At 38.2% G+C, this 21,484-nt stretch carries 26 protein-coding genes and 1 pseudogene; 19 read left to right on the forward strand and 8 right to left on the reverse strand.

What is annotated here, in order from left to right; genetic code table 11:
• Positions 1 to 23: 23 nt before the first annotated feature.
• The 4 genes from ACERDH_RS01340 to ACERDH_RS01355 are packed head-to-tail and all read right to left on the reverse strand — an operon-like array spanning position 24 to position 1,268.
• On the reverse strand, positions 24 to 323 hold the full coding sequence (locus ACERDH_RS01340; RefSeq protein ID WP_001072467.1) for a DUF5960 family protein: 300 nt from the start codon (positions 321 to 323) through the stop codon (positions 24 to 26).
• The gene (locus ACERDH_RS01345) at positions 310 to 678 is read right to left on the reverse strand and encodes a hypothetical protein (RefSeq protein ID WP_000567222.1); all 369 of its coding nucleotides are present in this window, start codon (positions 676 to 678) and stop codon (positions 310 to 312) included. Before ACERDH_RS01345 ends, ACERDH_RS01340 begins: the two co-directional genes overlap by 14 nt.
• A 12-nt stretch (positions 679 to 690) precedes the next feature.
• On the reverse strand, positions 691 to 1,026 hold the full coding sequence (locus ACERDH_RS01350; protein ID WP_000806926.1) for a DinB/UmuC family translesion DNA polymerase: 336 nt from the start codon (positions 1,024 to 1,026) through the stop codon (positions 691 to 693).
• Positions 1,023 to 1,268 carry a hypothetical protein gene (locus ACERDH_RS01355; RefSeq protein WP_001813542.1) on the reverse strand — a complete coding sequence of 82 codons (246 nt, stop codon included), beginning with the start codon at positions 1,266 to 1,268 and terminating at the stop codon, positions 1,023 to 1,025. The genes ACERDH_RS01350 and ACERDH_RS01355 overlap by 4 nt, the downstream gene beginning before the upstream one ends.
• Positions 1,269 to 1,679: 411 nt before the next feature.
• On the opposite strand from ACERDH_RS01355, the gene ACERDH_RS01360 reads away from it, so the two are divergent.
• The 12 genes from ACERDH_RS01360 (at position 1,680) to ACERDH_RS01415 (ending at position 10,816) form a co-directional block, all read left to right on the forward strand.
• Positions 1,680 to 1,835, forward strand: a complete 156-nt coding sequence (locus ACERDH_RS01360; protein WP_386681898.1) for a hypothetical protein — start codon at positions 1,680 to 1,682, stop codon at positions 1,833 to 1,835.
• A 20-nt stretch (positions 1,836 to 1,855) separates the two neighbouring features.
• Positions 1,856 to 2,347 carry a phosphoribosylanthranilate isomerase gene (locus tag ACERDH_RS01365; RefSeq protein ID WP_386681901.1) on the forward strand — a complete coding sequence of 164 codons (492 nt, stop codon included), beginning with the start codon at positions 1,856 to 1,858 and terminating at the stop codon, positions 2,345 to 2,347.
• 278 nt (positions 2,348 to 2,625) lie between these two features.
• A complete protein-coding gene (locus tag ACERDH_RS01370) occupies positions 2,626 to 3,432 on the forward strand; it encodes an alpha/beta hydrolase (protein ID WP_386681904.1) in 807 nt (268 codons plus the stop codon).
• Positions 3,433 to 3,443: 11 nt separating this feature from the next.
• The gene (locus tag ACERDH_RS01375; protein WP_077805089.1) at positions 3,444 to 3,572 is read left to right on the forward strand and encodes an ADP-ribosylglycohydrolase; all 129 of its coding nucleotides are present in this window, start codon (positions 3,444 to 3,446) and stop codon (positions 3,570 to 3,572) included.
• Between the two features lie 104 nt (positions 3,573 to 3,676).
• Positions 3,677 to 4,294 carry an SAP domain-containing protein gene (locus ACERDH_RS01380; RefSeq protein ID WP_386681908.1) on the forward strand — a complete coding sequence of 206 codons (618 nt, stop codon included), beginning with the start codon at positions 3,677 to 3,679 and terminating at the stop codon, positions 4,292 to 4,294.
• A 40-nt stretch (positions 4,295 to 4,334) separates the two neighbouring features.
• Positions 4,335 to 5,189: an ADP-ribosylglycohydrolase family protein gene (locus ACERDH_RS01385; RefSeq protein WP_386681911.1), complete on the forward strand. Its 855-nt coding sequence runs from the start codon at positions 4,335 to 4,337 to the stop codon at positions 5,187 to 5,189.
• Positions 5,190 to 5,300: 111 nt separating this feature from the next.
• Positions 5,301 to 6,182, forward strand: a complete 882-nt coding sequence (locus tag ACERDH_RS01390; RefSeq protein WP_386681914.1) for a diacylglycerol/lipid kinase family protein — start codon at positions 5,301 to 5,303, stop codon at positions 6,180 to 6,182.
• A gap of 63 nt (positions 6,183 to 6,245) precedes the next feature.
• The gene (locus ACERDH_RS01395; RefSeq protein ID WP_386681917.1) at positions 6,246 to 6,737 is read left to right on the forward strand and encodes a phosphoribosylanthranilate isomerase; all 492 of its coding nucleotides are present in this window, start codon (positions 6,246 to 6,248) and stop codon (positions 6,735 to 6,737) included.
• Positions 6,738 to 6,910: 173 nt separating this feature from the next.
• Positions 6,911 to 8,650 carry a glycoside hydrolase family 13 protein gene (locus ACERDH_RS01400; protein ID WP_386681920.1) on the forward strand — a complete coding sequence of 580 codons (1,740 nt, stop codon included), beginning with the start codon at positions 6,911 to 6,913 and terminating at the stop codon, positions 8,648 to 8,650.
• Positions 8,651 to 8,728: 78 nt separating this feature from the next.
• Positions 8,729 to 9,601 carry a DUF4300 family protein gene (locus ACERDH_RS01405; RefSeq protein WP_386681923.1) on the forward strand — a complete coding sequence of 291 codons (873 nt, stop codon included), beginning with the start codon at positions 8,729 to 8,731 and terminating at the stop codon, positions 9,599 to 9,601.
• Positions 9,602 to 9,784: 183 nt separating this feature from the next.
• Positions 9,785 to 10,096: a hypothetical protein gene (locus ACERDH_RS01410; RefSeq protein WP_000420556.1), complete on the forward strand. Its 312-nt coding sequence runs from the start codon at positions 9,785 to 9,787 to the stop codon at positions 10,094 to 10,096.
• A gap of 3 nt (positions 10,097 to 10,099) precedes the next feature.
• Positions 10,100 to 10,816: an alpha/beta hydrolase gene (locus tag ACERDH_RS01415; RefSeq protein WP_386681927.1), complete on the forward strand. Its 717-nt coding sequence runs from the start codon at positions 10,100 to 10,102 to the stop codon at positions 10,814 to 10,816.
• A gap of 128 nt (positions 10,817 to 10,944) precedes the next feature.
• On the opposite strand, the gene ACERDH_RS01420 is transcribed toward ACERDH_RS01415, so the two are convergent.
• From ACERDH_RS01420 to ACERDH_RS01430, 3 genes are read right to left on the reverse strand one after another with little or no spacing between them, the layout of a single operon-like run.
• Positions 10,945 to 11,760, reverse strand: coding sequence for a TIGR03943 family putative permease subunit (locus ACERDH_RS01420; RefSeq protein ID WP_045611789.1), 816 nt, complete (start codon positions 11,758 to 11,760; stop codon positions 10,945 to 10,947).
• Positions 11,757 to 12,662: a permease gene (locus ACERDH_RS01425; RefSeq protein ID WP_386681930.1), complete on the reverse strand. Its 906-nt coding sequence runs from the start codon at positions 12,660 to 12,662 to the stop codon at positions 11,757 to 11,759. The genes ACERDH_RS01420 and ACERDH_RS01425 overlap by 4 nt, the downstream gene beginning before the upstream one ends.
• A complete protein-coding gene (locus tag ACERDH_RS01430) occupies positions 12,663 to 12,794 on the reverse strand; it encodes an SPJ_0845 family protein (RefSeq protein WP_000268685.1) in 132 nt (43 codons plus the stop codon). It abuts the gene before it with no gap.
• Between the two features lie 155 nt (positions 12,795 to 12,949).
• On the opposite strand from ACERDH_RS01430, the gene ACERDH_RS01435 reads away from it, so the two are divergent.
• The 7 genes and pseudogenes from ACERDH_RS01435 (at position 12,950) to ACERDH_RS01460 (ending at position 20,157) form a co-directional block, all read left to right on the forward strand.
• Positions 12,950 to 13,330: a PBECR3 domain-containing polyvalent protein gene (locus ACERDH_RS01435; RefSeq protein WP_386682273.1), complete on the forward strand. Its 381-nt coding sequence runs from the start codon at positions 12,950 to 12,952 to the stop codon at positions 13,328 to 13,330.
• A gap of 578 nt (positions 13,331 to 13,908) precedes the next feature.
• Positions 13,909 to 14,036 (forward strand): annotated as a pseudogene (locus tag ACERDH_RS09830) (DUF1919 domain-containing protein); the annotation flags it as partial.
• Between the two features lie 103 nt (positions 14,037 to 14,139).
• Positions 14,140 to 16,269: a Tex family protein gene (locus ACERDH_RS01440; RefSeq protein WP_261040074.1), complete on the forward strand. Its 2,130-nt coding sequence runs from the start codon at positions 14,140 to 14,142 to the stop codon at positions 16,267 to 16,269.
• The gene (locus ACERDH_RS01445) at positions 16,256 to 16,705 is read left to right on the forward strand and encodes a SprT family protein (RefSeq protein WP_101781935.1); all 450 of its coding nucleotides are present in this window, start codon (positions 16,256 to 16,258) and stop codon (positions 16,703 to 16,705) included. The genes ACERDH_RS01440 and ACERDH_RS01445 overlap by 14 nt, the downstream gene beginning before the upstream one ends.
• A 58-nt stretch (positions 16,706 to 16,763) precedes the next feature.
• Positions 16,764 to 17,036 carry a PspC domain-containing protein gene (locus tag ACERDH_RS01450; RefSeq protein WP_001085044.1) on the forward strand — a complete coding sequence of 91 codons (273 nt, stop codon included), beginning with the start codon at positions 16,764 to 16,766 and terminating at the stop codon, positions 17,034 to 17,036.
• Positions 17,037 to 17,408: 372 nt separating this feature from the next.
• A complete protein-coding gene (locus ACERDH_RS01455; protein ID WP_000173372.1) occupies positions 17,409 to 18,167 on the forward strand; it encodes an ABC transporter ATP-binding protein in 759 nt (252 codons plus the stop codon).
• Between the two features lies 1 nt (position 18,168).
• Positions 18,169 to 20,157, forward strand: coding sequence for an ABC transporter permease (locus ACERDH_RS01460; RefSeq protein ID WP_386682193.1), 1,989 nt, complete (start codon positions 18,169 to 18,171; stop codon positions 20,155 to 20,157).
• 147 nt (positions 20,158 to 20,304) lie between these two features.
• On the opposite strand, the gene ACERDH_RS01465 is transcribed toward ACERDH_RS01460, so the two are convergent.
• A complete protein-coding gene (locus ACERDH_RS01465; protein ID WP_261121751.1) occupies positions 20,305 to 21,000 on the reverse strand; it encodes a VIT1/CCC1 transporter family protein in 696 nt (231 codons plus the stop codon).
• Positions 21,001 to 21,484: the final 484 nt, after the last annotated feature.

Here is a 21,484-nt window from a genome sequence, read left to right on the forward strand (position 1 = left end):
AGGAACAGTCAATTGAACTGCTCCTATTTTTCTGCTAAATATATTGTAGTTTTCTTATATGTATAATGATAGATTAGCGGATTCTCATCTACGGTACTTACTTCAAATATGAAGAAGTGATCGCGGTTATCTCTGGACTTTTCCTTATTGAGGACAAAGTAATTCTTACGTGAAGTCGCCATTGTTTTTAGGATATCATCAGTTAGGAAGGTCAATGGAATATTCATGTTAGAGTAGCGGTAGAAGTCACGTTCAAAATCTTGGTAGCTCTCGCTATAATAGTCCATTTGTAGGTGATTACGCTGAAACTCAAGCTGATTCATAGAGCACCTCCTCGACAAGTTCAATACTAATAATGTCTTTTAATTTCAAATTGATGTGACCTGTTGTAGTTTTTATCAAAATGAAATCTTTGGTCAGACTTGGTATTGTTCCAGTGTAGGAAACACGCTTGTTTTTTTCAATCACTTGAATGCGTGTGCGTAGCTGCCCGGCGTATACTTGACTGAGGAGTAATAATTTCTTCTCTAGTGATAAGTCAGACATGTACGTTACTTTGTTTGTATCATCAGAGAGTGCTGATGCATGTTCAGATAGGAAAAAGCCCATCCATTTTTGCATCTTTGTATCCTGGTACTCTCTTGCTGATTGAAATGGTAAATATGAACGGTCAATCATATCAAATCCTTTCTATGCAGAGGCAAGGGTATTTTTATCAAATTGAATCGTAAAACCTTGAATTCCCCCACCTGTGTAACATTCTTTAAAGCGATTGATTACCTCAGTATAGATTATCACAGATGAGCTTGTTGGCTTAATGCTAAATGTAAATTCCAATGGTAATCGGTTTTCAGATTTAGCATGTACTAGTCGTATCGATATTTCAGTTGTTTTGAGTTTTCTCTGACGAAGTTTTGAAGTTGCTGTTTCAACGATTCCATGTAAAAATCTTTCAAGCATTTCAATATCATTACATCCTTTGCTACGGATTTCTGAAAATTGTACTGTATTTTTTTCTTGTTTCATTTTAATCCCTCCAATCCACCCGCGGAATGACCACCGATAAGTTTACTGCGTTCAATATTTCTGGAACCTTCAGTTAGGACGGTTCCTTTTTGTATGGCTAAAAAACCAAACTGTTCTCTGACAACATCAATAGCTGTCTGAAGTCTATTATCTTTTTCAATTTGTTCTACATCATCAAAGAGTGATAGTAGAGTATAGCTTTCATCTACGAAGCCACTATAAGATACACCAATTTGTCTCACTGCACCAGAGGTGTATTTTTTCGGAATAATACAAGTACATGACTCACCATTGTTTTGGGGAGATTTGCGGGTTCAATTTTATTCTGAGCATTTATAGATTTTTTCATCTCAGTCCTAGAATAGCCAATATGAATAGAAACGACAGTAGTCAATACTAGGGCTACTGTTCCGTTCCACAGTATCATTTAAAAATCATTTTCACACCCTTTCGTCTATTAGTATAGAAGAAAGCTCTCAGCACATGTCGAATGTGTTAGTTTGTTAGTGAAACGCAGTTAATCCTCAAAAGGTTCCCCAAACCTTTTGAGTCCCGCAAACGCATCACGTTGAGGCGGTATCACTACTTGTGCGAGCTGAGGCATCAGTGAAGTAGAAGCAGATGATCCGTAATCAGAATGACTAGAGATGTATATGTTGGAATTGCATCAAAATCCTTCTTATAAAGATCTAGTCGCATTTGGGTCCTTAAAAGAAGGAAAAGAATTTGTATCCAAAATAACTGGATATACTCTAGAAAATGAAGATGATTTTGTTCAAGGTAATAAAGTAGAAATAACGATCATTTAGATGAAAGGTTTAGAGTAAATATGAGTCTCTTATTTGAAGAATTTAAAACCATTTGTTTCCATTTAAATCGAGTCGGAATTACACCGACACTGATGGGGTCTTTGGGATTGGAGTTTAGAACGAAAGAAAATTGGGGGTCGTCTGACATTGACATTCATGTGCCTGGTGACCCTAGAGGTTGGGAAGCACCTGATCATCTCAGAATTTATGACTGGGACAAGATAATGAAAGTGATGAAAGACTTAGGCTACGTCTTTATAGATATTCATGAGCATGAATTCAAAAAGGATCGAGTGAGTGTTGAATTTGGAAGTATCGATTCCTTACCTGATTTTGCAGGAGTTTCGGAATCGGATATAGAGCTTATTCACATTGAAGACATCACTTTTCGTCTTCCAAATCTGGAGCAGTATCTAAGTATTTACAAAGCTTCTTCTCAAGACTCCTATCGAAATGATCACAATAACAATAAGGATTTTAAAAAGATCGAGTGGCTGAAAAGACATTTGTAAATTATCATATGAAAAGTAGTAAGTTGTAAAACTGGCTGCTATGTTATTTTTATTATCATTTTTATTGTTTATTTAATCTATACTATATTGGCAAGTAACAGAATTAGTAAGGAAAAAATATTTTAAATTTTTGATCAGTATAACTATTATCGAAAGTAATGATTGATGTATTTAGATGATCAATGTTAGTGAATTTCAATTCGATGAGGCATCACTGCTTGTTCAAACAGATTAACAAGGATGTAGCTAGTGAAAGTCCTACAGTAAGGAGTTTAAACATGAAATTCCATGAATTTGGGGATAAGAATTTGCCTTCTATCTTACTGATACATGGCGGTGGCAGTTCTTGGTGGAATTATCTTCGTCAAGCACGGATCTTGTCGGAGGAGTATCGTGTCATTCTACCCACCTTGAATGGCCACGGAGAAGAATATCAACTTGATTATGTTTCTACTGAAGATTCTGCTTTGGAGATTCTAGACTATATCAAAGCAAACTGTGGTGGAAAATTGTTTGCGATCGGTGGTGTTTCACTTGGTGGTCAAATTGCCATGGAGCTTTTGTCTTTAGACAGTGAAATTGCTGAGAAGGCCATCATAGATGGAAGCCTCTGTATTCCTCAACCAAGTTTAGCTAAAATCAGCATCTTTCTAGTGTCTCTATTTGGTAAACTGATGTTCAATAAATTCTCTTGTAAACTTCAGTTAAGCATGATGAACAAACTCTATCCTAAACTGGCTTATCCAGAGGAAATAAAAGCTTATTATTTGGAAGATTTGCCAAGGACGCCTGTCAAAACATTGGTGACCATTTACAAAAACTATATGGGATGTTACAAGCTGAAAGATATGATTTCTGCTAGCAAGGCTCAGGTTTTGTATATCTATGGTGAAAAAGAATTGAACTGTGTGAAAGAATCAGCGAAATTATTTCATCAGCTACATGCAAATACAATTTTGTATGAAGCAAAGGGCTATAACCACGGTTATTTATCAGCTTACCTGCCTTATGAGTGGATTGATTTGGTGGTGCCATTTTTAAAGAGTGATTCATTAGAAATGTGTAACGAATCTGAAATGCCATAAGGAGGAAACGGATGCTAGGAGCAATTATTGGAGATATTGTAGGTTCAGTTTACGAATGGAACAATATCAAAACGAAGGTTTTTTCTTTATTTTGTGAGGATTGTTTTTTCACGGATGATACGGTAAGTCCGAACCGCTGAATGTGTAAGTTTGTTAGTGAAACGTAGCTAATCCTCAAAATAAAGAAACTAAAACTCCATTATTTCGTTATGACAACCTAAATTGGTTTTAAGGAGGTGTTATATTGATAGAAAGTAGACCTGAGTTTGATAAAATCGCATCCTTTGATGAGTTTAATAAATACTATTGGTATCGTGATGAACTTTCACAACTATGTAAATCATTAGGACTTGAATATAGAGGTACCAAACAAGAACTCAATCATATTATTGAGCAGTACTTTAAGGGTAATTTAATTAAAAAATCATCAATAAAAAGGAAAAAGAAACAAGTAGAAGTCGTTACATTAAATACGTCCTTACTTGAATGTGGATTCTCCTTTAATACACACTTTAGAGAATATTTCTCAACTTTAACAGATGTTTCACCCTTTAAATTTACTGCTGATATGGCGACAGCTTGGAGAAAAGTAAAAAGAGAAAATGATTTGAGTTTTACAATCCAAGATATGCTAAAAGTTTATTATGGAGATTCAAATTATGCCAAGTATGACCATTCGGTTTGTCAATGGAACCAATTTTTAAAGGACTTCTGTGCAGACGAAAATAATCGTAACTGCTCGAATAAACTAAAAGTAGCTTCCATTCTTTGGAAAGAAGTTAGAAATTCAAGTAATGAAAAAATTTATTCAAAGAAACTTTTGACTGAATATGCTGATAGAATAGACGAGTATGAAAAGTAGAAATGTCAGTCTCAACCAATAGTTTGTAAGGAGGAATACCATGCTAGGAGCAATTGTTGGAGACATTGTAGGTTCAGTTTACGAATGGAACAACATCAAAACGAAGGATTTTCCTTTATTTCGTGAGGATTGTTTTTTCACGGATGATACGGTTATGACCTGTGCTGTCGCAGAGGCGATTATGAATGGGGGACAAAAAGACGACTTCATTGATGCTATGAAGAAATATGGTAGAATGTATCCTGATGCTGATTATGGTACTCGGTTTAATGCATGGCTAAACAGCGATAACCGTGAGCCTTATAATAGCTTTGGGAATGGTTCGGCTATGCGTGTTTCTCCATGCGCTTGGTCCATGGACTGTAGTTTTTATGCTAGAACCGGAATGTGGCCATCATCTAGAGGTCTTGCGAGTCTTTCTGCAGAGGTAACTCATAATCATCCGGAAGGTATCAAAGGTGCTATGGCTACAGCTGATGCTATCTTTCTATGTCGTTTTTACTTTGGTGGTTATTGTAGAGAATACGAGCAACCAATTAAGGACAATCCTATGGAGTGTAAAAGACGAATTAAGGATTATATAGAGAAGTCATACGGCTACAATCTATCTCAAACTTTAGATGAAATTCGTCCTAACTATCGTTTTAACGAAACATGTCAGGAAACTGTCCCTCAAGCCATTATTGCCTTTCTTGAAAGTACAGACTTTGAAGATGCGATAAGAAATGCCATCTCACTTGGTGGCGACAGTGATACTCTGGCTGCAATCACTGGAAGCATAGCCGAGGCGGCATATGGTATTCCTGACTGGATAAAGAATAAGGCCTTTTCTTACTTGGATGAATCCTTAAAGGATGTAGTTATGCGATGGGAGAATAGAATAAAAGTGTATTAATCTCCAGTACGTGAGATTTCTCTTTTCTGTAATTTCATTGTATAATGGGAGTACATTTACTTGCATACGACGAAATGTAACCATTTCTAACGAATATTAAGGAGAGCATTAATGAAAAAAGCAATGTTAATTATCAACCCTACCTCTGGTGGGGAGAAGGCTTTAGATTACAAAGAAAAGCTGGAGAATAAAGTAAAAGAATATTTTGAGCACGTAGAAACCAAAATTACCGAAAAAGCTCTGGATGCAACACATTTTGCTGAAGAGGCTTCACGTGAGCAGTACGATGCAGTGGTTGTTTTTGGTGGAGATGGGACTGTCAATGAAGTTATTTCGGGTATTGCTGAGAGAGACTACATTCCTAAGTTAGGGATTATCCCTGGTGGGACGGGAAACCTCATTACAAAACTGTTGGAAATCAATCAAGACATCGATGGCGCGATAGATGAACTGGATTTTGATTTAACCAATAAGATTGATATCGGAAAAGCGAATGACAATTATTTTGGTTATATCTTTAGTATCGGTTCTCTACCTGAGGCGATTCACAATGTTGAAATCGAGGACAAAACAAAATTCGGTATTTTAGCCTATGCTGTAAATACCATGAAGTCTGTCATGACAGATCAGGTCTTTAACATTAAGGTTGAGACAGAAAATGGAAATTATGTTGGTGAAGCTAGCCATGTGTTGGTTCTCTTGACAAATTACTTCGCTGATAAAAAAATCTTTGAAGAAAACAAAGATGGCTATGCTAATATTTTGATTCTGAAAGATGCTTCTATATTCTCCAAATTATCCGTTATTCCTGATTTACTAAAAGGGGATGTTGTCGCAAATGATAATATCGAGTATATCAAAGCTCGTAATATTAAAATTTCTTCTGATAGTGAATTGGAGTCAGATGTTGACGGTGATAAATCTGATAACCTACCTGTAGAAATCAAAGTCCTAGCTCAGCGAGTAGAAGTATTTTCAAAACCGAAAGAGTAAAAGGTAAAAATTAGTTTATTATTCACAACGAAATGAAGTTCTATATCAACGATTGGAGGAGGAATGAATTCTCTATTTGATGAATTTCGAACAATTTGTTCTCATTTAAACCAAGTCGGGATCACTCCGACTCTCATGGGCTCTTTGGGGTTTGAATACCGTTCAAATGAAGAATGGGAGCCGTCAGACATTGACATTCATGTGTCTGGTGACCCTAGAGGTTGGGAAGCACCCGAACATCTCAGAATTTATGAGTGGGACAAGATAATGAAAGTGATGAATCACTTAGGTTACGCCTTAATAGATATTCATGAGCATGAATTCCAAAAGGATGGTCTGAGTGTTGAATTCGGAAGTATCGATTCTTTACCTGATTTTGCAGGAGTTTTGGAATCGGATATAGAGTTGATTCATCTCGATGACATCACGTTTCGCGTTCCAAGTTTGGAACAGTTTTTAAGTATTTACAAGGCTTCTTCCCAAGATTCCTATCGAAATGATCACAATAACAATAAGGATTTTAAAAAAATAGAGTGGTTGGAAAGACAGTTGTAAATCATCATTTGAAAAGTAGCAAGTTGTAAGACTGGCTGCTTTTTTATTTATAGAACCAACCCACTAGAATCTACGGACAAGCCTTGAAAATAAAATACGAAAGTAGTATACTAGAATCACAATCATGAAAACGTTTGCGTAAAATTTGAATTAGAACTTAAGGAGACAAATTAATGGAATTAAGTGCTATTTACCATAGGCCTGAGTCGGAGTATGCCTATCTTTATAAGGATAAGAAACTTCATATTCGGATTCGAACTAAGAAGGGGGACATTGAAAGCATCAACTTGCATTATGGTGACCCTTTTATCTTTATGGAGGAGTTTTATCAGGATACAAAAGAAATGTCCAAAATAACTTCTGATGCCTTATTTGATTATTGGCAGATTGAAGTGTCAGTTGACTTTGCACGTATCCAGTATCTCTTTGAACTCAAGGATACAGAAGGTCAAAGTATTTTGTATGGCGATAAAGGGTGCGTTGAAAATTCTCTAGAAAATCTTCATGCTATTGGAAATGGATTTAAGTTGCCTTATCTTCATGAGATTGATGCATGTCAAGTGCCAGACTGGGTTTCAGATACAGTATGGTACCAGATATTTCCTGAGAGATTTGCTAATGGAAATGCTCTATTAAACCCAGAAGGGACTTTAGACTGGGATTCATCTATCACACCTCAGAGTGATGATTTCTTTGGTGGTGATTTACAGGGGATTATTGACCATCTGGATTATTTGCAAGACTTGGGTATTACTGGACTTTATCTTTGTCCTATCTTTGAATCCACGAGCAATCATAAGTACAATACGACGGATTACTTTGAAATTGACCGTCATTTTGGAGACAAGGAGACCTTTCGGGAACTGTTGGAGCAAGCGCATCAGCGTGGCATGAAAATCATGTTGGATGCGGTATTTAATCATATTGGTTCGCAATCTCCTCAATGGCAAGATGTTGTCGAAAATGGTGAGCAATCTGCTTATAAGGATTGGTTCCATATTCAACAATTCCCAGTGACAACTGAAAAGCTAGTTAATAAGAGAGACTTACCTTATCATGCTTTTGGTTTCGAGGACTATATGCCTAAACTAAATACAGCCAATCCAGAGGTCAAGGACTATCTTTTAAAGGTTGCGACTTATTGGATTGAAGAGTTTGATATCGATGCTTGGCGTTTGGATGTGGCTAATGAGATTGACCATCAGTTCTGGAAGGATTTTCGTAATGCAGTTTTAGCTAAAAAGCCTGATCTTTATATCCTAGGAGAAGTCTGGCATACGTCTCAGCCTTGGTTAAATGGCGATGAATTCCACGCGGTCATGAATTATCCTTTATCTGATAGTATCAAGGACTATTTCTTACGAGGTGTTAAGAAGACAGACCAGTTCATAGATGAAATTAATGGCCAATCTATGTATTACAAGCAACAAATTTCAGAAGTTATGTTTAATCTCTTGGATTCTCATGATACAGAACGAATCTTGTGGACGGCCAATGAGAATGTGCAACTGGTTAAATCAGCCCTAGCCTTTCTCTTTTTACAAAAGGGAACACCATGTATCTACTACGGAACCGAGCTTGCCTTGACCGGAGGACCAGACCCAGATTGTCGACGTTGTATGCCTTGGGAACGCGTATCAAGTGACCATGATATGCTGAATTTCATGAAGAAGCTAATCAAGATTCGCAAACACGCATCAGCAACCATTCTGCAGGGCAAGTATGGTCTTCAAGAAATCAAACCTGATCTATTAGCTTTGGAATGGACATACGAAGGACAGGTCCTCAAAGCTATCTTCAACCAATCAACAAAAGATTATATTGTAGAGAAAGAAACAGTAGCACTAGCAAGCAATTGCCAAGAATTGGAGAATCAGTTTGTGATTTCTCCAAATGGATTTGTGATTTTCTAAAAAGTGGTTGATGTAGATTATGGTCAACTTATGTAGTATAATAAGGATAGTTACTAAACCTGTAAAAAGGAGAAAGAGATGAAGAAATCAAGAAAATTAGCCACATTAGGAATCTGTTCAATCTTGATTTTAGGCTTGGCAGCTTGTCAACAACAACATGCTACTTCTGAGGGGACGAATCAAAGGCAAACCAGTTCATCTAAAGTCCCATGGAAAGCTTCATACACCAATCTAAACAATCAGGTAAGTACAGAAGAGGTTAAATCACTCTTATCAGCCAATTTGGATCCAAATAGTGTTAATGCATTTTTTAATCTTGTAAATGATTACAATACCATTGTCGGGTCAACTGGCTTATCAGGAGATTTCACTTCCTTTACTCACACAGAATACGATGTTGAAAAAATCAGTCATCTCTGGAATCAAAAGAAGGGTGATTTCGTTGGAACCAACTGCCGTATCAATAGTTATTGTCTTTTGAAAAATTCAGTCACCATTCCAAAGCTTGAAAAGAATGACCAATTGCTTTTCCTAGATAACGATGCGATTGATAAAGGAAAGGTCTTTGATTCCCAAGATAAGGAAGAATTTGATATTCTATTTTCGAGAGTTCCAACTGAAGCAACTACAGATGTCAAGGTTCACGCTGAAAAGATGGAAAAATTCTTCTCTCAGTTTCAATTCAACGACAAAGCTCGAATGTTATCTGTGGTCTTGCACGACAATCTGGATGGCGAGTATCTGTTTGTAGGCCACGTTGGTGTTTTAGTGCCTGCTGATGATGGTTTCTTATTTGTAGAGAAATTGACATTCGAAGAACCCTACCAAGCGATTAAATTTGCCAGCAAGGAGGATTGTTACAAGTATTTAGGCACCAAGTACGAGGACTATACAGGTGATGGACTGGCTAAGCCTTTCATTATGGATAACGATAAGTGGGTTAATCTTTAATAGTGTTACGATATGACAGTAATCCTAGGACATTTATATTTTTGATGAGTTGATGGGTTATTTCAATCGATAATAGCCAGAAGCCACTCTTTAGAGTATTGCTTATATTTTCAGACAGTCCATTTGTAGTTTTATCTGGATTGGTATATAATCTAACTTAGAGAAAATAGGAGGACTAATCAAATGGAATTAAAAGATTTTACAGAAAAAGAACAGGAAATGATTAAGAAGGGCCTGACTACGTCTAAGATTAGTGACAAGGAAACTGCTGAGAAAATTCTTGCACTAGTACCACAAGACTTGATTAAGCGAATTCCGTTTTTTGTCAGAAAACATGCTACGACACGTACGATTAAACGCATTTCAATTGAACACCCTGAACTCTACGCTGCAGCTCAAACAAGTGGTGAAATTCCAGAAAAAGAACGCGAAGAATTGCGCCAGATTATCACGACTATCTTTGAACAAAAGATGAATAAGCATAGTATTAAGTAGAGAATGAAAAAATATTTTATTGGAGGTCTGGGAAGCAATATCTATCATAGCAAGGATTTTTTTCAAGAACTAAATTCGCAGATTTATTTTCTAAATCCATATGAAAAGCATCTTCGAGATGAAACAGAATTGAAATCATGGTTTAAAAATGAGATTGTAGAGGAAGAATCTATATGTCTGATAGGTCATTCTCTTGGAGGAGATTTGGCGCGTTATCTTGCATCGGAATTTTATGAAGTGACAAAACTGATTCTTTTGGATGGTGGCTATCTAGATTTAGATAAGATTTTACCTTTAGATGCGGAATTAGAGGAAACTAAAAACTATATCAAATCTCAAATTATTTCGGACGTAGATGTTCTTATTTCTAAAGAAAAATCTGAAGCAAAGCATTGGTCAGAAAATATGGAGAAAGCTGTAAGACAGTCCTATCAGTGGAATTCTGACTATAATAGATATGAGTTGGCTATAAATTATGAAAATATAAAAGCGATACTCCTCCTACGTAGGAAGATACAAGCGTTTAAGAGAGCAGTGGGCGATACTTTGTTTATCAGTCCTTGCTATTTAAATGAAGCTACATGGAGAGAGGAACACGTAAAAGAATTGCCAGACTATTTTGATACTATTTTTCTAGAAAACGTTAGCCATGAGCTTTATACTGAAGCACCCAAAGAAATCGCTAGTATGATTAATGAGTGGCTCTCTTATTCTCAGTGAGATAGTGATTGAATGGTGATAATTAATATAGAATAAAAGTCTACTCAGACTCAACAAAAAACGAACAGCTCTTTTTCTGTCATTCAGAAGAGAACTTGTTCATTTTTTTTATGGATTTAGTTTGCTTTTTAAAACACGCGATACACATAGGGATTCTCTGGTTTATCGACTTTGGTAAAGCTGTCGATTTCCAAGGTTGGGAGGTTTTGTTTGAGTTCTTTATGGTAGTGATTGACCAGTTTTCCTTTGGCTGTTATCCAGGTGTTATTCTCATACTGACGGGTATTTCCCTTAGTCAGCAATCCATACACACCGGAATCCGCGATACAGTGAATAATGCCAAAGCGGAACAGAAATTGACTATTAGCATGACTGGGGTCATTATAGACAAAGCCTGTGAACTGGACCGTCTTGCCTTCAAATTCATCCGGATAGTCGTAGATGGCCTCCATGACTTCCATATAGTTTTCATTAGTGATCTGAATGCTATCTTGGGACAAGTATTTATCCGCCGCCGTTCGCATCTCCTTTTCATAGGCTGTTTTTGAAAAATAAGAACTGGTATCTGGTTTCAAATATTGGCTTGTCGTCCCTTCACTTGTCTGAATGGCTTGATCCGTGCCTTCTGATAAGGGGAATTGATAGCCTTTGGCAGAAACGGTCTGAGAATCCAAGCTAACAGTTGGAAAAGTTAAACCGACGACAATTGGAATGGCAAGAAGAGCAATACTAGTTCCTTTAGATAATCGGCTATTCAGATGACTGTGGGTTTTGACTTGCTTCATCCAGATATACAGCTGGACGATTGCCAAGATAAAGGAAAGCACCATGGAAATATAGGCCAGATAGGAATAGTGCATGTTGATGTACTGGTTTAATTTGCCGGACAGATGGAGATAAATAGTCAATTCAAAATAGCCAGCTAAAACTAAAAATCGAATCATAGGACGACTCCAATCAAGAGAGAATATACTAAGACAACGAGTGTCACAATCGTAATGAACTGACTGATAAATCGTGCTTTCAAGTAATTTTTCATCATGAGAATATTTTTGATATCCAGCATTGGGCCAATTACGAGAAAGGCCAAAACTGGTGCTAAGCCGAAACTCGAGAGAAGAGAAGATCCGATAAAAGCATCAGCCTCACTACAGAGAGAAAGAAGAAAGGCTAAAATCATCAAGAGCAGGATGGCAAAAAGAGGGGTTGCACTGATAGAGGTCAGAATCCGTGTCGGAACATAGACCTGTATAACAGAGGCAAAGAGACAGCCAAATACCAAATAACGCCCCGTATCAAAAAATTCATCAATGGCCTGCACAAAGACCTGAAAAACTTTTTTTGCAGAGCTCAAGTGAGAAAAATCATGCTCATGACAAGCCAACCGATCTTCTTTTTGAATCGGTTCTTGCCAGAAAAATCCTAGAAAAATCCCAAGTATCACAGCCACAACGATGGAACCCAGAGCTCGCAATAGGGCGATATGGAAGGAGTTGCCAAAGGCAGAATAGGTCGCAAAGAGAACAATGGGATTGATAACAGGTGCTGTCACAAGAAAGGGAACGGCTGTGTAACTGGGAACCTTCTTTTCCAGAAAACGATTGATAATGGGGACGATTCCACATTCGCAAGAAGGAAAAAGTATCCCGACGAAGGTGCCAAAAAAGATTCTCCCCCAACGATTTCGAGGGAGAAAATGATAAACCTTGTCAGGTGTGATATAAACCTCAATCAACCCTGAGACAATACTTCCTATCAGCACGAAAGGGAGGGCTTCAATGATTATAGAGAGAAAAATAGCCCCAGTCTGAAGCACACTAGACGGGAGTTGTTGGAAAGCAGTCATCTAGTTTTTCTTTTCTGCTTTGGCTTTTTTCTCTTTGTCATCAGGGAAAGTGACTTGTTTCAAATCAGGGAGTTTCGCAAACTCTTCAAACATCTTGTCCAAGTCGTCTCGTTTTGTAAATTTTACAGCCATAGGTATACCTCGATTCTAAATTCTACCTCTATTATACTATTATTTTGCGGAAAAGTGAAAAGTTAAAATTGAGTATCTAACGAATAATAGAGCTTGATATATCCTAATATACACCATGATTGTGATATAATAGTTGTGGAATAACGGAGGAAATGATGGAACACGAAAAAATCGGTCAGGTTACCGATGAAGTAAAAGAAATTTTTGATATTGTTCTTGAAACTAGCGACATAAAGGTCAACAAAGACGGTTTGAGAAGCCATATGATAAAACGCCATCACAATGATGTGATTCATCATATTGAAGACCTGGAACTCATACTAAGGAACCCAGATTTCGTCGGCATCAATCCACGAGAGAAAGATACTAGTTTTGAATACGTAAAAAGATTTGATGATAATGTTCTTGTTGCCATCAAGTTACATAAAAGTGGCGATTTCTTTTACGTTCCGACCATGTATCGCTTACAAGATTTCAAATTACAAAGTCGTATCAAGTCTGGTAGATTGAGAAAGCTTGACAAAAATAGTAAATAGTGCTAGAATAACGTTAACGAAAGACATTTGAGGGCAGAAAGGTTCCTGCCGCACCTTGAAAAAGGTATCTGAGATGCTGGGTACACCGACCAGCCAAGTGTCCGTTATTTCAAAGGAGGGGCTTAAATGCTCCTTTTTTATTTAAAATTTCAAAATAGATTATCCCCACCGCAGACTCTGTCTTGCGGTTTTTTATTTTTCAAAAACACGCATTTTGGACGATTAGAAATAGAAATCTAAATGCTATTCTTCACCACAACAATTAGGATAAATAATTTTTAACACGAGGGCTCTCCTTTCACCAAATTTGAGTCTGCCGATCCCTTGGCTATCCTTTCCTTTCACAAACGAGTCGCTTATTCAATTATAAGTTTACGTGCTCCTAGTCACAGTCAGTTGTGCTTGATGGAAAGAATGACACCTATAAAAATGCGAGGTAGTGACTATACCACTCACTTATTCACCACCCCGTGATTTGTAGTAGTGATAGGCTTTCTCGCTATTATTATAAAACAAAATAAAGAGCACAACACTTTTTCATTCTGTGTTGTGCCTTGAGTGAAACGAAAGGAATTAATTATAAAAGTTTAAAAAGTCAATGTGTTATTCCAGGTCAGGAACATCTTCCAGAACTGGCTATTATGTCTGATCCATTAAATACTTTTGATGTCATGGAGTGGTAAAAAAAGGTGGCAATGCTCTCTAAGTACAAGTTATTGCACTATAGAATATAAATCTATTCCCCACATATTGTTTTTAAATACTGTAAGAGCTAATTTGAAACGTTTAGCTTGTGGTATAATAGATTCATGGATAAAAAATATGAAAAAATCTCCCAAGATTTGGGAGTGACGTTAAAGCAAATTGATACCGTTCTAAGTTTGACTGCTGAAGGGGCGACTATTCCCTTCATCGCGCGTTATCGTAAGGACATGACTGGTAGTCTGGATGAGGTGGCGATTAAGGCCATTATTGATTTGGATAAAAGTCTGACAAACCTCAATGACCGTAAGGAAGCTGTCTTGGCCAAGATTCAAGAACAAGGCAAGCTGACCAAGGAATTGGAAGAAGCTATCTTAACAGCCGAAAAATTAGCAGATGTAGAAGAACTCTATCTTCCATACAAGGAAAAACGTCGGACCAAGGCAACTATTGCTCGTGAAGCTGGGCTCTTCCCACTTGCTCGCTTGATTTTGCAGAATGTAGCTGATTTAGAAAAAGAGGCTGAAAAGTTTGTCTGTGAAGGATTTGCGACTGGTAAGGAAGCCTTGGCCGGTGCAGTTGATATTTTGGTAGAAGCCTTATCGGAAGATGTGACTTTGCGCTCCATGACTTATCAGGAGGTGCTGAGACACTCTAAACTCACTTCTCAAGTCAAGGATGAAAGTCTTGATGAAAAGCAGGTTTTTCAGATTTATTATGATTTTTCAGAGACAGTTGGAACTATGCAGGGGTATCGTACCTTAGCCCTCAATCGTGGGGAGAAGCTAGGTGTCTTGAAGGTCGGTTTCGAACATGCGACAGACCGCATTCTTGCCTTCTTTGCAGCTCGTTTCAAGGTGAAAAATGCCTATATTGATGAAGTTGTTCAACAGTCAGTTAAGAAAAAAGTTTTGCCTGCTATCGAGCGCCGCATTCGGACAGAATTGACTGAGAAGGCAGAAGAAGGAGCTATCCAACTCTTTTCTGACAACCTGCGCAATCTCCTCTTGGTTGCTCCATTGAAAGGGCGCGTGGTTCTTGGATTTGACCCTGCCTTTCGTACAGGTGCCAAGCTAGCTGTCGTGGATGCAACAGGAAAAATGCTGACAACTCAGGTCATTTATCCTGTTAAACCAGCATCAGCTCGTCAAATCGAAGAAGCCAAGAAAGATTTGGCAGATTTGATTGGTCAATATAGCGTGGAAATTATTGCCATCGGAAATGGTACTGCTAGTCGTGAAAGTGAAGCCTTTGTGGCGGAAGTTCTTAAAGATTTCCCTGAAGTTAGCTATGTTATCGTAAATGAAAGCGGTGCTTCTGTCTATTCTGCCAGCGAACTTGCTCGTCAGGAGTTTCCAGACTTGACAGTTGAAAAGCGTTCGGCTATTTCTATCGCCCGTCGTTTGCAAGATCCTCTTGCGGAATTGGTTAAAATCGATCCTAAATCAATCGGCGTTGGTCAATACCAGCACGATGTCAGTCAGAAGAAGCTGTCTGAAAGTTTGGATTTTGTCGTGGATACCGTGGTTAACCAAGTCGGTGTCAATGTCAATACAGCCAGTCCTGCTCTTCTTTCACACGTAGCTGGACTCAATAAAACCATTTCTGAAAATATTGTCAAATACCGTGAGGAGGAAGGAAAAATCACTTCACGCGCTCAAATCAAGAAAGTTCCGCGTCTGGGGGCCAAGGCCTTTGAGCAGGCAGCTGGTTTCCTTCGTATCCCTGAAAGTAGCAATATCCTTGATAATACAGGAGTTCACCCAGAAAATTACTCTGCTGTTAAGGAGCTCTTCAAACGTCTGGACATTACAGACTTGAATGAAGAAGCCCAAAGTAAACTCAAGTCCCTTTCAGTCAAGGAAATGGCGCAAGAACTAGACCTTGGTCCAGAAACCCTTAAAGATATCATTGCTGACCTTCTCAAACCAGGTCGAGATTTCCGTGATTCCTTTGACGCACCTGTGCTTCGCCAAGATGTTCTGGATATCAAAGACTTAGTGGTTGGACAGAAGCTGGAGGGTGTGGTGCGTAATGTCGTTGACTTCGGTGCCTTCGTTGACATTGGAATTCACGAGGACGGCTTAATTCACATTTCCCATATGAGCCGCAAATTTATCAAACACCCAAGCCAAGTGGTGTCAGTCGGAGATTTGGTAACGGTTTGGGTCAAGAAAATTGATACTGAACGTGAAAAAGTCAATCTGTCGCTCCTCGCTCCAAATGAAACTGACTGATTATGTTAAGCAGGTTTCACTAGAAGACTTCGGCAGACCTTTTATCCATCAATCTCAGTGGAATTCTCGTTTACGTTCGACAGGTGGGCGATTTTTCCCCAAAGATGGGCATTTGGATTTTAATCCTAAGGTTTATAAGGAACTGGGTTTAGACGTTTTTAGGAAAATTGTTCGCCATGAACTCTGTCACTATCACCTCTATTTTCAAGGGAAGGGCTATCAACACAAGGATCGGGATTTTAAGGAACTTTTGAAAAGAGTGGATGGGTTACGCTTTGTGCCAACCTTGCCAAATAGCAACTCCAAGCCAATCAAGCTTTATCGTTGCCAATCCTGCCAGCAAAGGTATCAGCGCAAGCGAAGGATTGATACCAAACGCTATCGCTGTGGACTTTGTCGAGGTAAATTGCTACTAGTAAATCAGCCTGAGGACTGATGAAAGCCGAGCCTACCCGTGATATACTATGTCTAACCTAGCAGAAAGAGGAAATAACATGAATAGTAAATTTTATAAAATGAGACGAAATCGTATGATTTCAGGAGTTTTGGCAGGTCTGTCAGACAAATGGAATTTTGATGTTACCCTTGTTCGTTTCTTGTTTGCCATCTTTACAGTTGCAAACTTTGGACTTGGCGTGATTATCTATATCATCCTAGCTTCTATCATGCCAACCAAGGAAGAAATCGAAGCAGAAATGTACGGAACAGGCCCACGAAAACGCAAAGAAGCACAAGCAATCGACGACAATGAAGGCTGGTTTTGGTGAGGTAGAAATAGTTATTTTACTGTTAGTCTATGAATTCGACTAATCTATTTTAAAATTTTTGAACCCTTGTATCCGCAAGGGTTTTCTTCTTGCTTTCTTTTTATGGTAAAATATTTTTAATTAAATGACTATCTTTCCCCCCAATCTTACAAAAATGTAAGATTAAAGTCTCTTTTGTAAGGTTAGGTTATGGCAAGCAGTCTTTTTTTGATGTAAACTAGACTCATAAAGAAAAAGGAGTAACATCATGAAACAAATCTTACAGAAGAAAACAAGAAAACCAAGTCACAAAGATATCGAGCGTGTTCAGCTGGGATGCGCTATGATGCAAGCAACATTTCATTTGATGGGATATTAAGAAAGGAGATTCTCATGACACTTTTAGATGTAAAACACGTTCAAAAAATTTATAAAACTCGTTTTCAGGGCAACCAAGTAGAAGCCCTCAAGGATATTCACTTTACCGTCGAAAAGGGTGACTACGTTGCCATCATGGGTGAGTCTGGTTCTGGTAAATCCACTCTTCTCAATATTCTAGCTATGCTGGATAAACCAACTCGTGGACAAGTTTACCTAAACGGAACAGATACAGCAACCATTAAAAATTCACAGGCTTCTAGCTTCCGTCGTGAAAAACTGGGCTTTGTCTTTCAAGATTTTAACTTGCTAGATACTCTGTCTGTTAAGGACAATATCTTGCTTCCGCTTGTATTGTCAAGAAGACCTATTACGGAGATGATGAAGAAATTGGTGGTGACAGCTGAGAATCTGGGAATCAACCAATTGCAAGAGAAGTACCCTTACGAGATTTCAGGTGGGCAGAAACAGCGTGTAGCAGTAGCACGCGCCATCATCACAGAACCTGAAATTCTCCTTGCGGATGAGCCAACAGGTGCCCTTGATTCCAAGTCCTCTGCAGCTCTTCTTGATGTTTTTGATGAAATCAATGAGCGTGGCCAAACCATTCTCATGGTAACCCACTCAACAGCAGCAGCTAGCAGAGCTAAACGTGTACTCTTTATCAAAGACGGCATTCTTTACAACCAAATCTACCGTGGAGAGAAGACAGAGCGTCAGATGTTCCAAGAAATCTCTGATACCTTGACTGTCATGGCAAGCGAGGTGAATTAGTATGTTTCGATTAACCAATAAGTTAGCGGTATCGAACTTGATTAAAAACCGCAAACTCTACTATCCTTTTGCGCTGGCTGTTCTCTTGGCAGTCACTGTCACCTATCTCTTTTACTCCCTAACCTTCAATCCCAAGATTGCGGAAATCCGTGGAGGAACAACCATTCAGGCTACACTTGGATTTGGTATGTTTGTCGTCACCCTTGCGTCAGCCATTATCGTCCTCTATGCCAATAGTTTTGTCATGAAGAACCGTTCCAAGGAACTGGGAATTTATGGCATGTTGGGCTTGGAGAAGCGCCATCTCATCAGTATGACCTTTAAGGAGTTAGTGGTATTTGGGATTCTAACTGTTGGAGCGGGTATCGGTATTGGAGCCTTGTTTGACAAGTTAATTTTCGCTTTCTTGCTCAAACTGATGAAATTGAAGGTTGAGCTGGTCGCTACCTTCCAAATGAATGTTGTCATTGCAGTACTTGTTGTCTTTGGATTGATTTTCCTAGGCCTCATGTTCCTGAATGCCCTTCGAATCGCCCGTATGAATGCCCTCCAGCTTTCTCGTGAAAAAGCTAGTGGTGAGAAAAAAGGTCGTTTCCTACCTCTACAAACTATTCTTGGTTCCATAAGTTTAGGAATTGGCTACTATCTTGCCCTTACTGTAAAAGATCCTCTCACAGCCCTAACAACCTTCTTCCTAGCTGTTTTACTGGTTATCTTTGGTACTTATCTATTGTTTAATGCAGGAATTACCGTTTTCCTCCAAATCTTAAAGAAAAATAAGAAATACTATTACCAACCAAATAATCTTATCTCTGTTTCCAACTTGATTTTCCGTATGAAGAAAAATGCAGTTGGATTAGCAACAATCGCTATTTTGTCAACAATGGTCTTGGTTACCATGTCTGCAGCGACAAGCATTTTCAATGCCTCAGAATCCTTTAAAAAAGTGATGAATCCGCATGACTTTGGAATTACTGGACAAAACGTTGAAAAAGAAGACTTGGACAAACTCTTGAGCCAGTTTGCAAGTGACAAAGGTTATAGTGTCAAAGAGAAAGAAGTGCTTCGTTACAGTAACTTTGGTATTGCAAATCAAGAAGGAACCAAGTTAACTATTTTTGAAAAAGGACAAAATCGTGTCCAACCAAAAACAGTTTTCATGGTATTTGACCAAAAAGATTATGAAAATATGACTGGTCAAAAACTGTCTCTATCAGGGAATGAGGTCGGTCTTTTTGCCAAAAATGACGGACTGAAAGGACAGAAAGCTCTAACTCTAAATAACCATCAATTTTCTGTCAAAGAAGAATTTAATACAGATTTTATTGTGAACCATGTTCCAAATCAGTTTAATATTTTTACTACTGATTACAATTACCTTGTTGTTCCAGATTTACAAGCCTTTTTAGACCAATTCCCAGATTCGGCTATCTATAATCAGCTGTACGGTGGTATTAATGTAAATGCCAGCGAAGAAGAACAACTCAAGGTCGCTGACGAGTATGATAAATACCTCGATCAATTTAATGCTCAATTAAACACTGAAGGTAGCTATGTGTATGGAAGCAATCTAGCAGATGCTAGTGCTCAAATGAGTGCCCTCTTTGGTGGTGTCTTCTTTATCGGTATTTTCCTATCCATTATCTTTATGGTCGGAACCGTTCTGGTCATCTACTACAAACAAATTTCTGAAGGCTATGAAGACCGTGAACGCTTTATTATCTTGCAGAAAGTCGGTTTAGATCAAAAGCAAATCAAGCAAACCATCAACAAACAGGTTTTAACTGTTTTCTTCCTTCCTTTGCTCTTTGCCTTCATACATCTCGCCTTTGCCTACCATATGCTTAGCCTGATTCTTAAAGTGATAGGTGTACTGGATGCGACTATGATGTTGACAGTGACTTTGTCTATCTGCGCTGTCTTCCTCATCGCCTATGTGCTGATTTTCATGATTACTTCAAGAAGCTATCGCAAGATTGTCCAAATGTAAAAAAAGATACCTCGACTTCAACATCGAGGTGTTTTTTGTGTTTTATACTCAATGAAAATCAAAAAGCAAACTAGGAAGCTAGCCGCAGACAGTACTTGAGTACGGCAAGGCGAAGCTGACGTGGTTTGAAGAGATTTTCGAAGAGTATTAAATGCTGAAAAGTTGTCCTAGCAGAAAGGTAACTCCCATGGTCAAGAGCCCAATAGCTAGGTTCCGAATCATAGCTGTTTTGGTTGGAGCTTTTCCAAGTCTGGCACTAGTGTAACCAGTCACCAATAGTGAAAGTCCCACAATGAGGACAGTAGCAGGGATGCGGTAATCACTTGGGAAAATGGTAATTGAAAGCATTGGTGGTAAGCTACCAAGGAAAAAAGAAATAAAGCTAGAGATAGCAGCATGCCAAGGATTGGTAAACTCTTCATACTCAATCCCATATTTTTCCTCTACCAAAGCCTTGAGCGGATTATTTAAAAAGGCTTTGTTGGTGAGAAGTTGGGCTGATGTTTCACACTCACCATTTTGAATATAGGCAGCATAGAGGGACTTTTTGGCTAGTTCCATATCTTGGTCTAGCAAGAGTTGCTCACGCGCAACGGCTGCTTCCTCGGTATCTTTTTGAGTTGAAACGGACACATATTCTCCACCAGCCATTGAAAAGGCACCGGCCAAAATAGCTGCAAATCCTGATAAAAAGATAATCCAGATATTGCTGGTAGCACTAGCAACCCCAATAACCACACCAGCAATGGAAATAATTCCATCATTGGCACCAAGAACACCCGCACGCAGGATATTTAAACGCCCTGCAAAGTTTGAATCAATTTCGTGATTTGTTTCTGACATATTATACTCCTTTTTATCCAGTATAAAGGAAAAATATAGGGAAATCAATATTTTAAAAGTATCTGAAAAAAGTTGCACGATTTTAATGATATAAAAACGTTGACATCTTCTCTAATAGATCAAACACCGAAGGTAAAGAGTATAGATTGGCATAAAAAATTCTTAAATGAAATAGGATAATTAGTTTTGTTCACTTTACAATCGTTTACAAGAACATAATTATTGTTAAATCTAATAAAATCCAAATATTTTACGAACTTTTTTATATTTTTTTCGTAAAACGCTTTACAAGTTCTTAAAAACATGATATAGTAATGAAGCTTAGAAAATGAGATGATGTTTTCTAGCAAATATAAACCCGAGTAAAAAATGCCTACGGACAGGCAGGGTTGAATGCCGAAGCGTGGTTGAAAAACCACATTATTGATAGGGTTAAAAGCCTACTTTTATAAGTTGATGTTAGGACACTTGTCCTAATTCATAA

It is taken from the genome of Streptococcus bovismuti (genome assembly GCF_042436615.2).
Lineage (GTDB): Bacteria > Bacillota > Bacilli > Lactobacillales > Streptococcaceae > Streptococcus.

What these genes read in the sequence shown, in the direction of transcription:
- ACERDH_RS01340 (WP_001072467.1), bottom strand. Translation starts at nt 323, where the DNA reads ATGAATCAGCTTGAGTTTCAGCGTAATCACCTACAAATGGACTATTAT.
- ACERDH_RS01345 (WP_000567222.1), bottom strand. Translation starts at nt 678, where the DNA reads ATGATTGACCGTTCATATTTACCATTTCAATCAGCAAGAGAGTACCAG.
- ACERDH_RS01350 (WP_000806926.1), bottom strand. Translation starts at nt 1,026, where the DNA reads ATGAAACAAGAAAAAAATACAGTACAATTTTCAGAAATCCGTAGCAAA.
- ACERDH_RS01360 (WP_386681898.1), top strand. Translation starts at nt 1,680, where the DNA reads ATGTTGGAATTGCATCAAAATCCTTCTTATAAAGATCTAGTCGCATTT.
- ACERDH_RS01365 (WP_386681901.1), top strand. Translation starts at nt 1,856, where the DNA reads ATGAGTCTCTTATTTGAAGAATTTAAAACCATTTGTTTCCATTTAAAT.
- ACERDH_RS01370 (WP_386681904.1), top strand. Translation starts at nt 2,626, where the DNA reads ATGAAATTCCATGAATTTGGGGATAAGAATTTGCCTTCTATCTTACTG.
- ACERDH_RS01375 (WP_077805089.1), top strand. Translation starts at nt 3,444, where the DNA reads ATGCTAGGAGCAATTATTGGAGATATTGTAGGTTCAGTTTACGAATGG.
- ACERDH_RS01385 (WP_386681911.1), top strand. Translation starts at nt 4,335, where the DNA reads ATGCTAGGAGCAATTGTTGGAGACATTGTAGGTTCAGTTTACGAATGG.
- ACERDH_RS01390 (WP_386681914.1), top strand. Translation starts at nt 5,301, where the DNA reads ATGAAAAAAGCAATGTTAATTATCAACCCTACCTCTGGTGGGGAGAAG.
- ACERDH_RS01395 (WP_386681917.1), top strand. Translation starts at nt 6,246, where the DNA reads ATGAATTCTCTATTTGATGAATTTCGAACAATTTGTTCTCATTTAAAC.
- ACERDH_RS01400 (WP_386681920.1), top strand. Translation starts at nt 6,911, where the DNA reads ATGGAATTAAGTGCTATTTACCATAGGCCTGAGTCGGAGTATGCCTAT.
- ACERDH_RS01405 (WP_386681923.1), top strand. Translation starts at nt 8,729, where the DNA reads ATGAAGAAATCAAGAAAATTAGCCACATTAGGAATCTGTTCAATCTTG.
- ACERDH_RS01410 (WP_000420556.1), top strand. Translation starts at nt 9,785, where the DNA reads ATGGAATTAAAAGATTTTACAGAAAAAGAACAGGAAATGATTAAGAAG.
- ACERDH_RS01415 (WP_386681927.1), top strand. Translation starts at nt 10,100, where the DNA reads ATGAAAAAATATTTTATTGGAGGTCTGGGAAGCAATATCTATCATAGC.
- ACERDH_RS01420 (WP_045611789.1), bottom strand. Translation starts at nt 11,760, where the DNA reads ATGATTCGATTTTTAGTTTTAGCTGGCTATTTTGAATTGACTATTTAT.
- ACERDH_RS01425 (WP_386681930.1), bottom strand. Translation starts at nt 12,662, where the DNA reads ATGACTGCTTTCCAACAACTCCCGTCTAGTGTGCTTCAGACTGGGGCT.
- ACERDH_RS01430 (WP_000268685.1), bottom strand. Translation starts at nt 12,794, where the DNA reads ATGGCTGTAAAATTTACAAAACGAGACGACTTGGACAAGATGTTTGAA.
- ACERDH_RS01435 (WP_386682273.1), top strand. Translation starts at nt 12,950, where the DNA reads ATGGAACACGAAAAAATCGGTCAGGTTACCGATGAAGTAAAAGAAATT.
- ACERDH_RS01440 (WP_261040074.1), top strand. Translation starts at nt 14,140, where the DNA reads ATGGATAAAAAATATGAAAAAATCTCCCAAGATTTGGGAGTGACGTTA.
- ACERDH_RS01445 (WP_101781935.1), top strand. Translation starts at nt 16,256, where the DNA reads ATGAAACTGACTGATTATGTTAAGCAGGTTTCACTAGAAGACTTCGGC.
- ACERDH_RS01450 (WP_001085044.1), top strand. Translation starts at nt 16,764, where the DNA reads ATGAATAGTAAATTTTATAAAATGAGACGAAATCGTATGATTTCAGGA.
- ACERDH_RS01455 (WP_000173372.1), top strand. Translation starts at nt 17,409, where the DNA reads ATGACACTTTTAGATGTAAAACACGTTCAAAAAATTTATAAAACTCGT.
- ACERDH_RS01460 (WP_386682193.1), top strand. Translation starts at nt 18,169, where the DNA reads ATGTTTCGATTAACCAATAAGTTAGCGGTATCGAACTTGATTAAAAAC.
- ACERDH_RS01465 (WP_261121751.1), bottom strand. Translation starts at nt 21,000, where the DNA reads ATGTCAGAAACAAATCACGAAATTGATTCAAACTTTGCAGGGCGTTTA.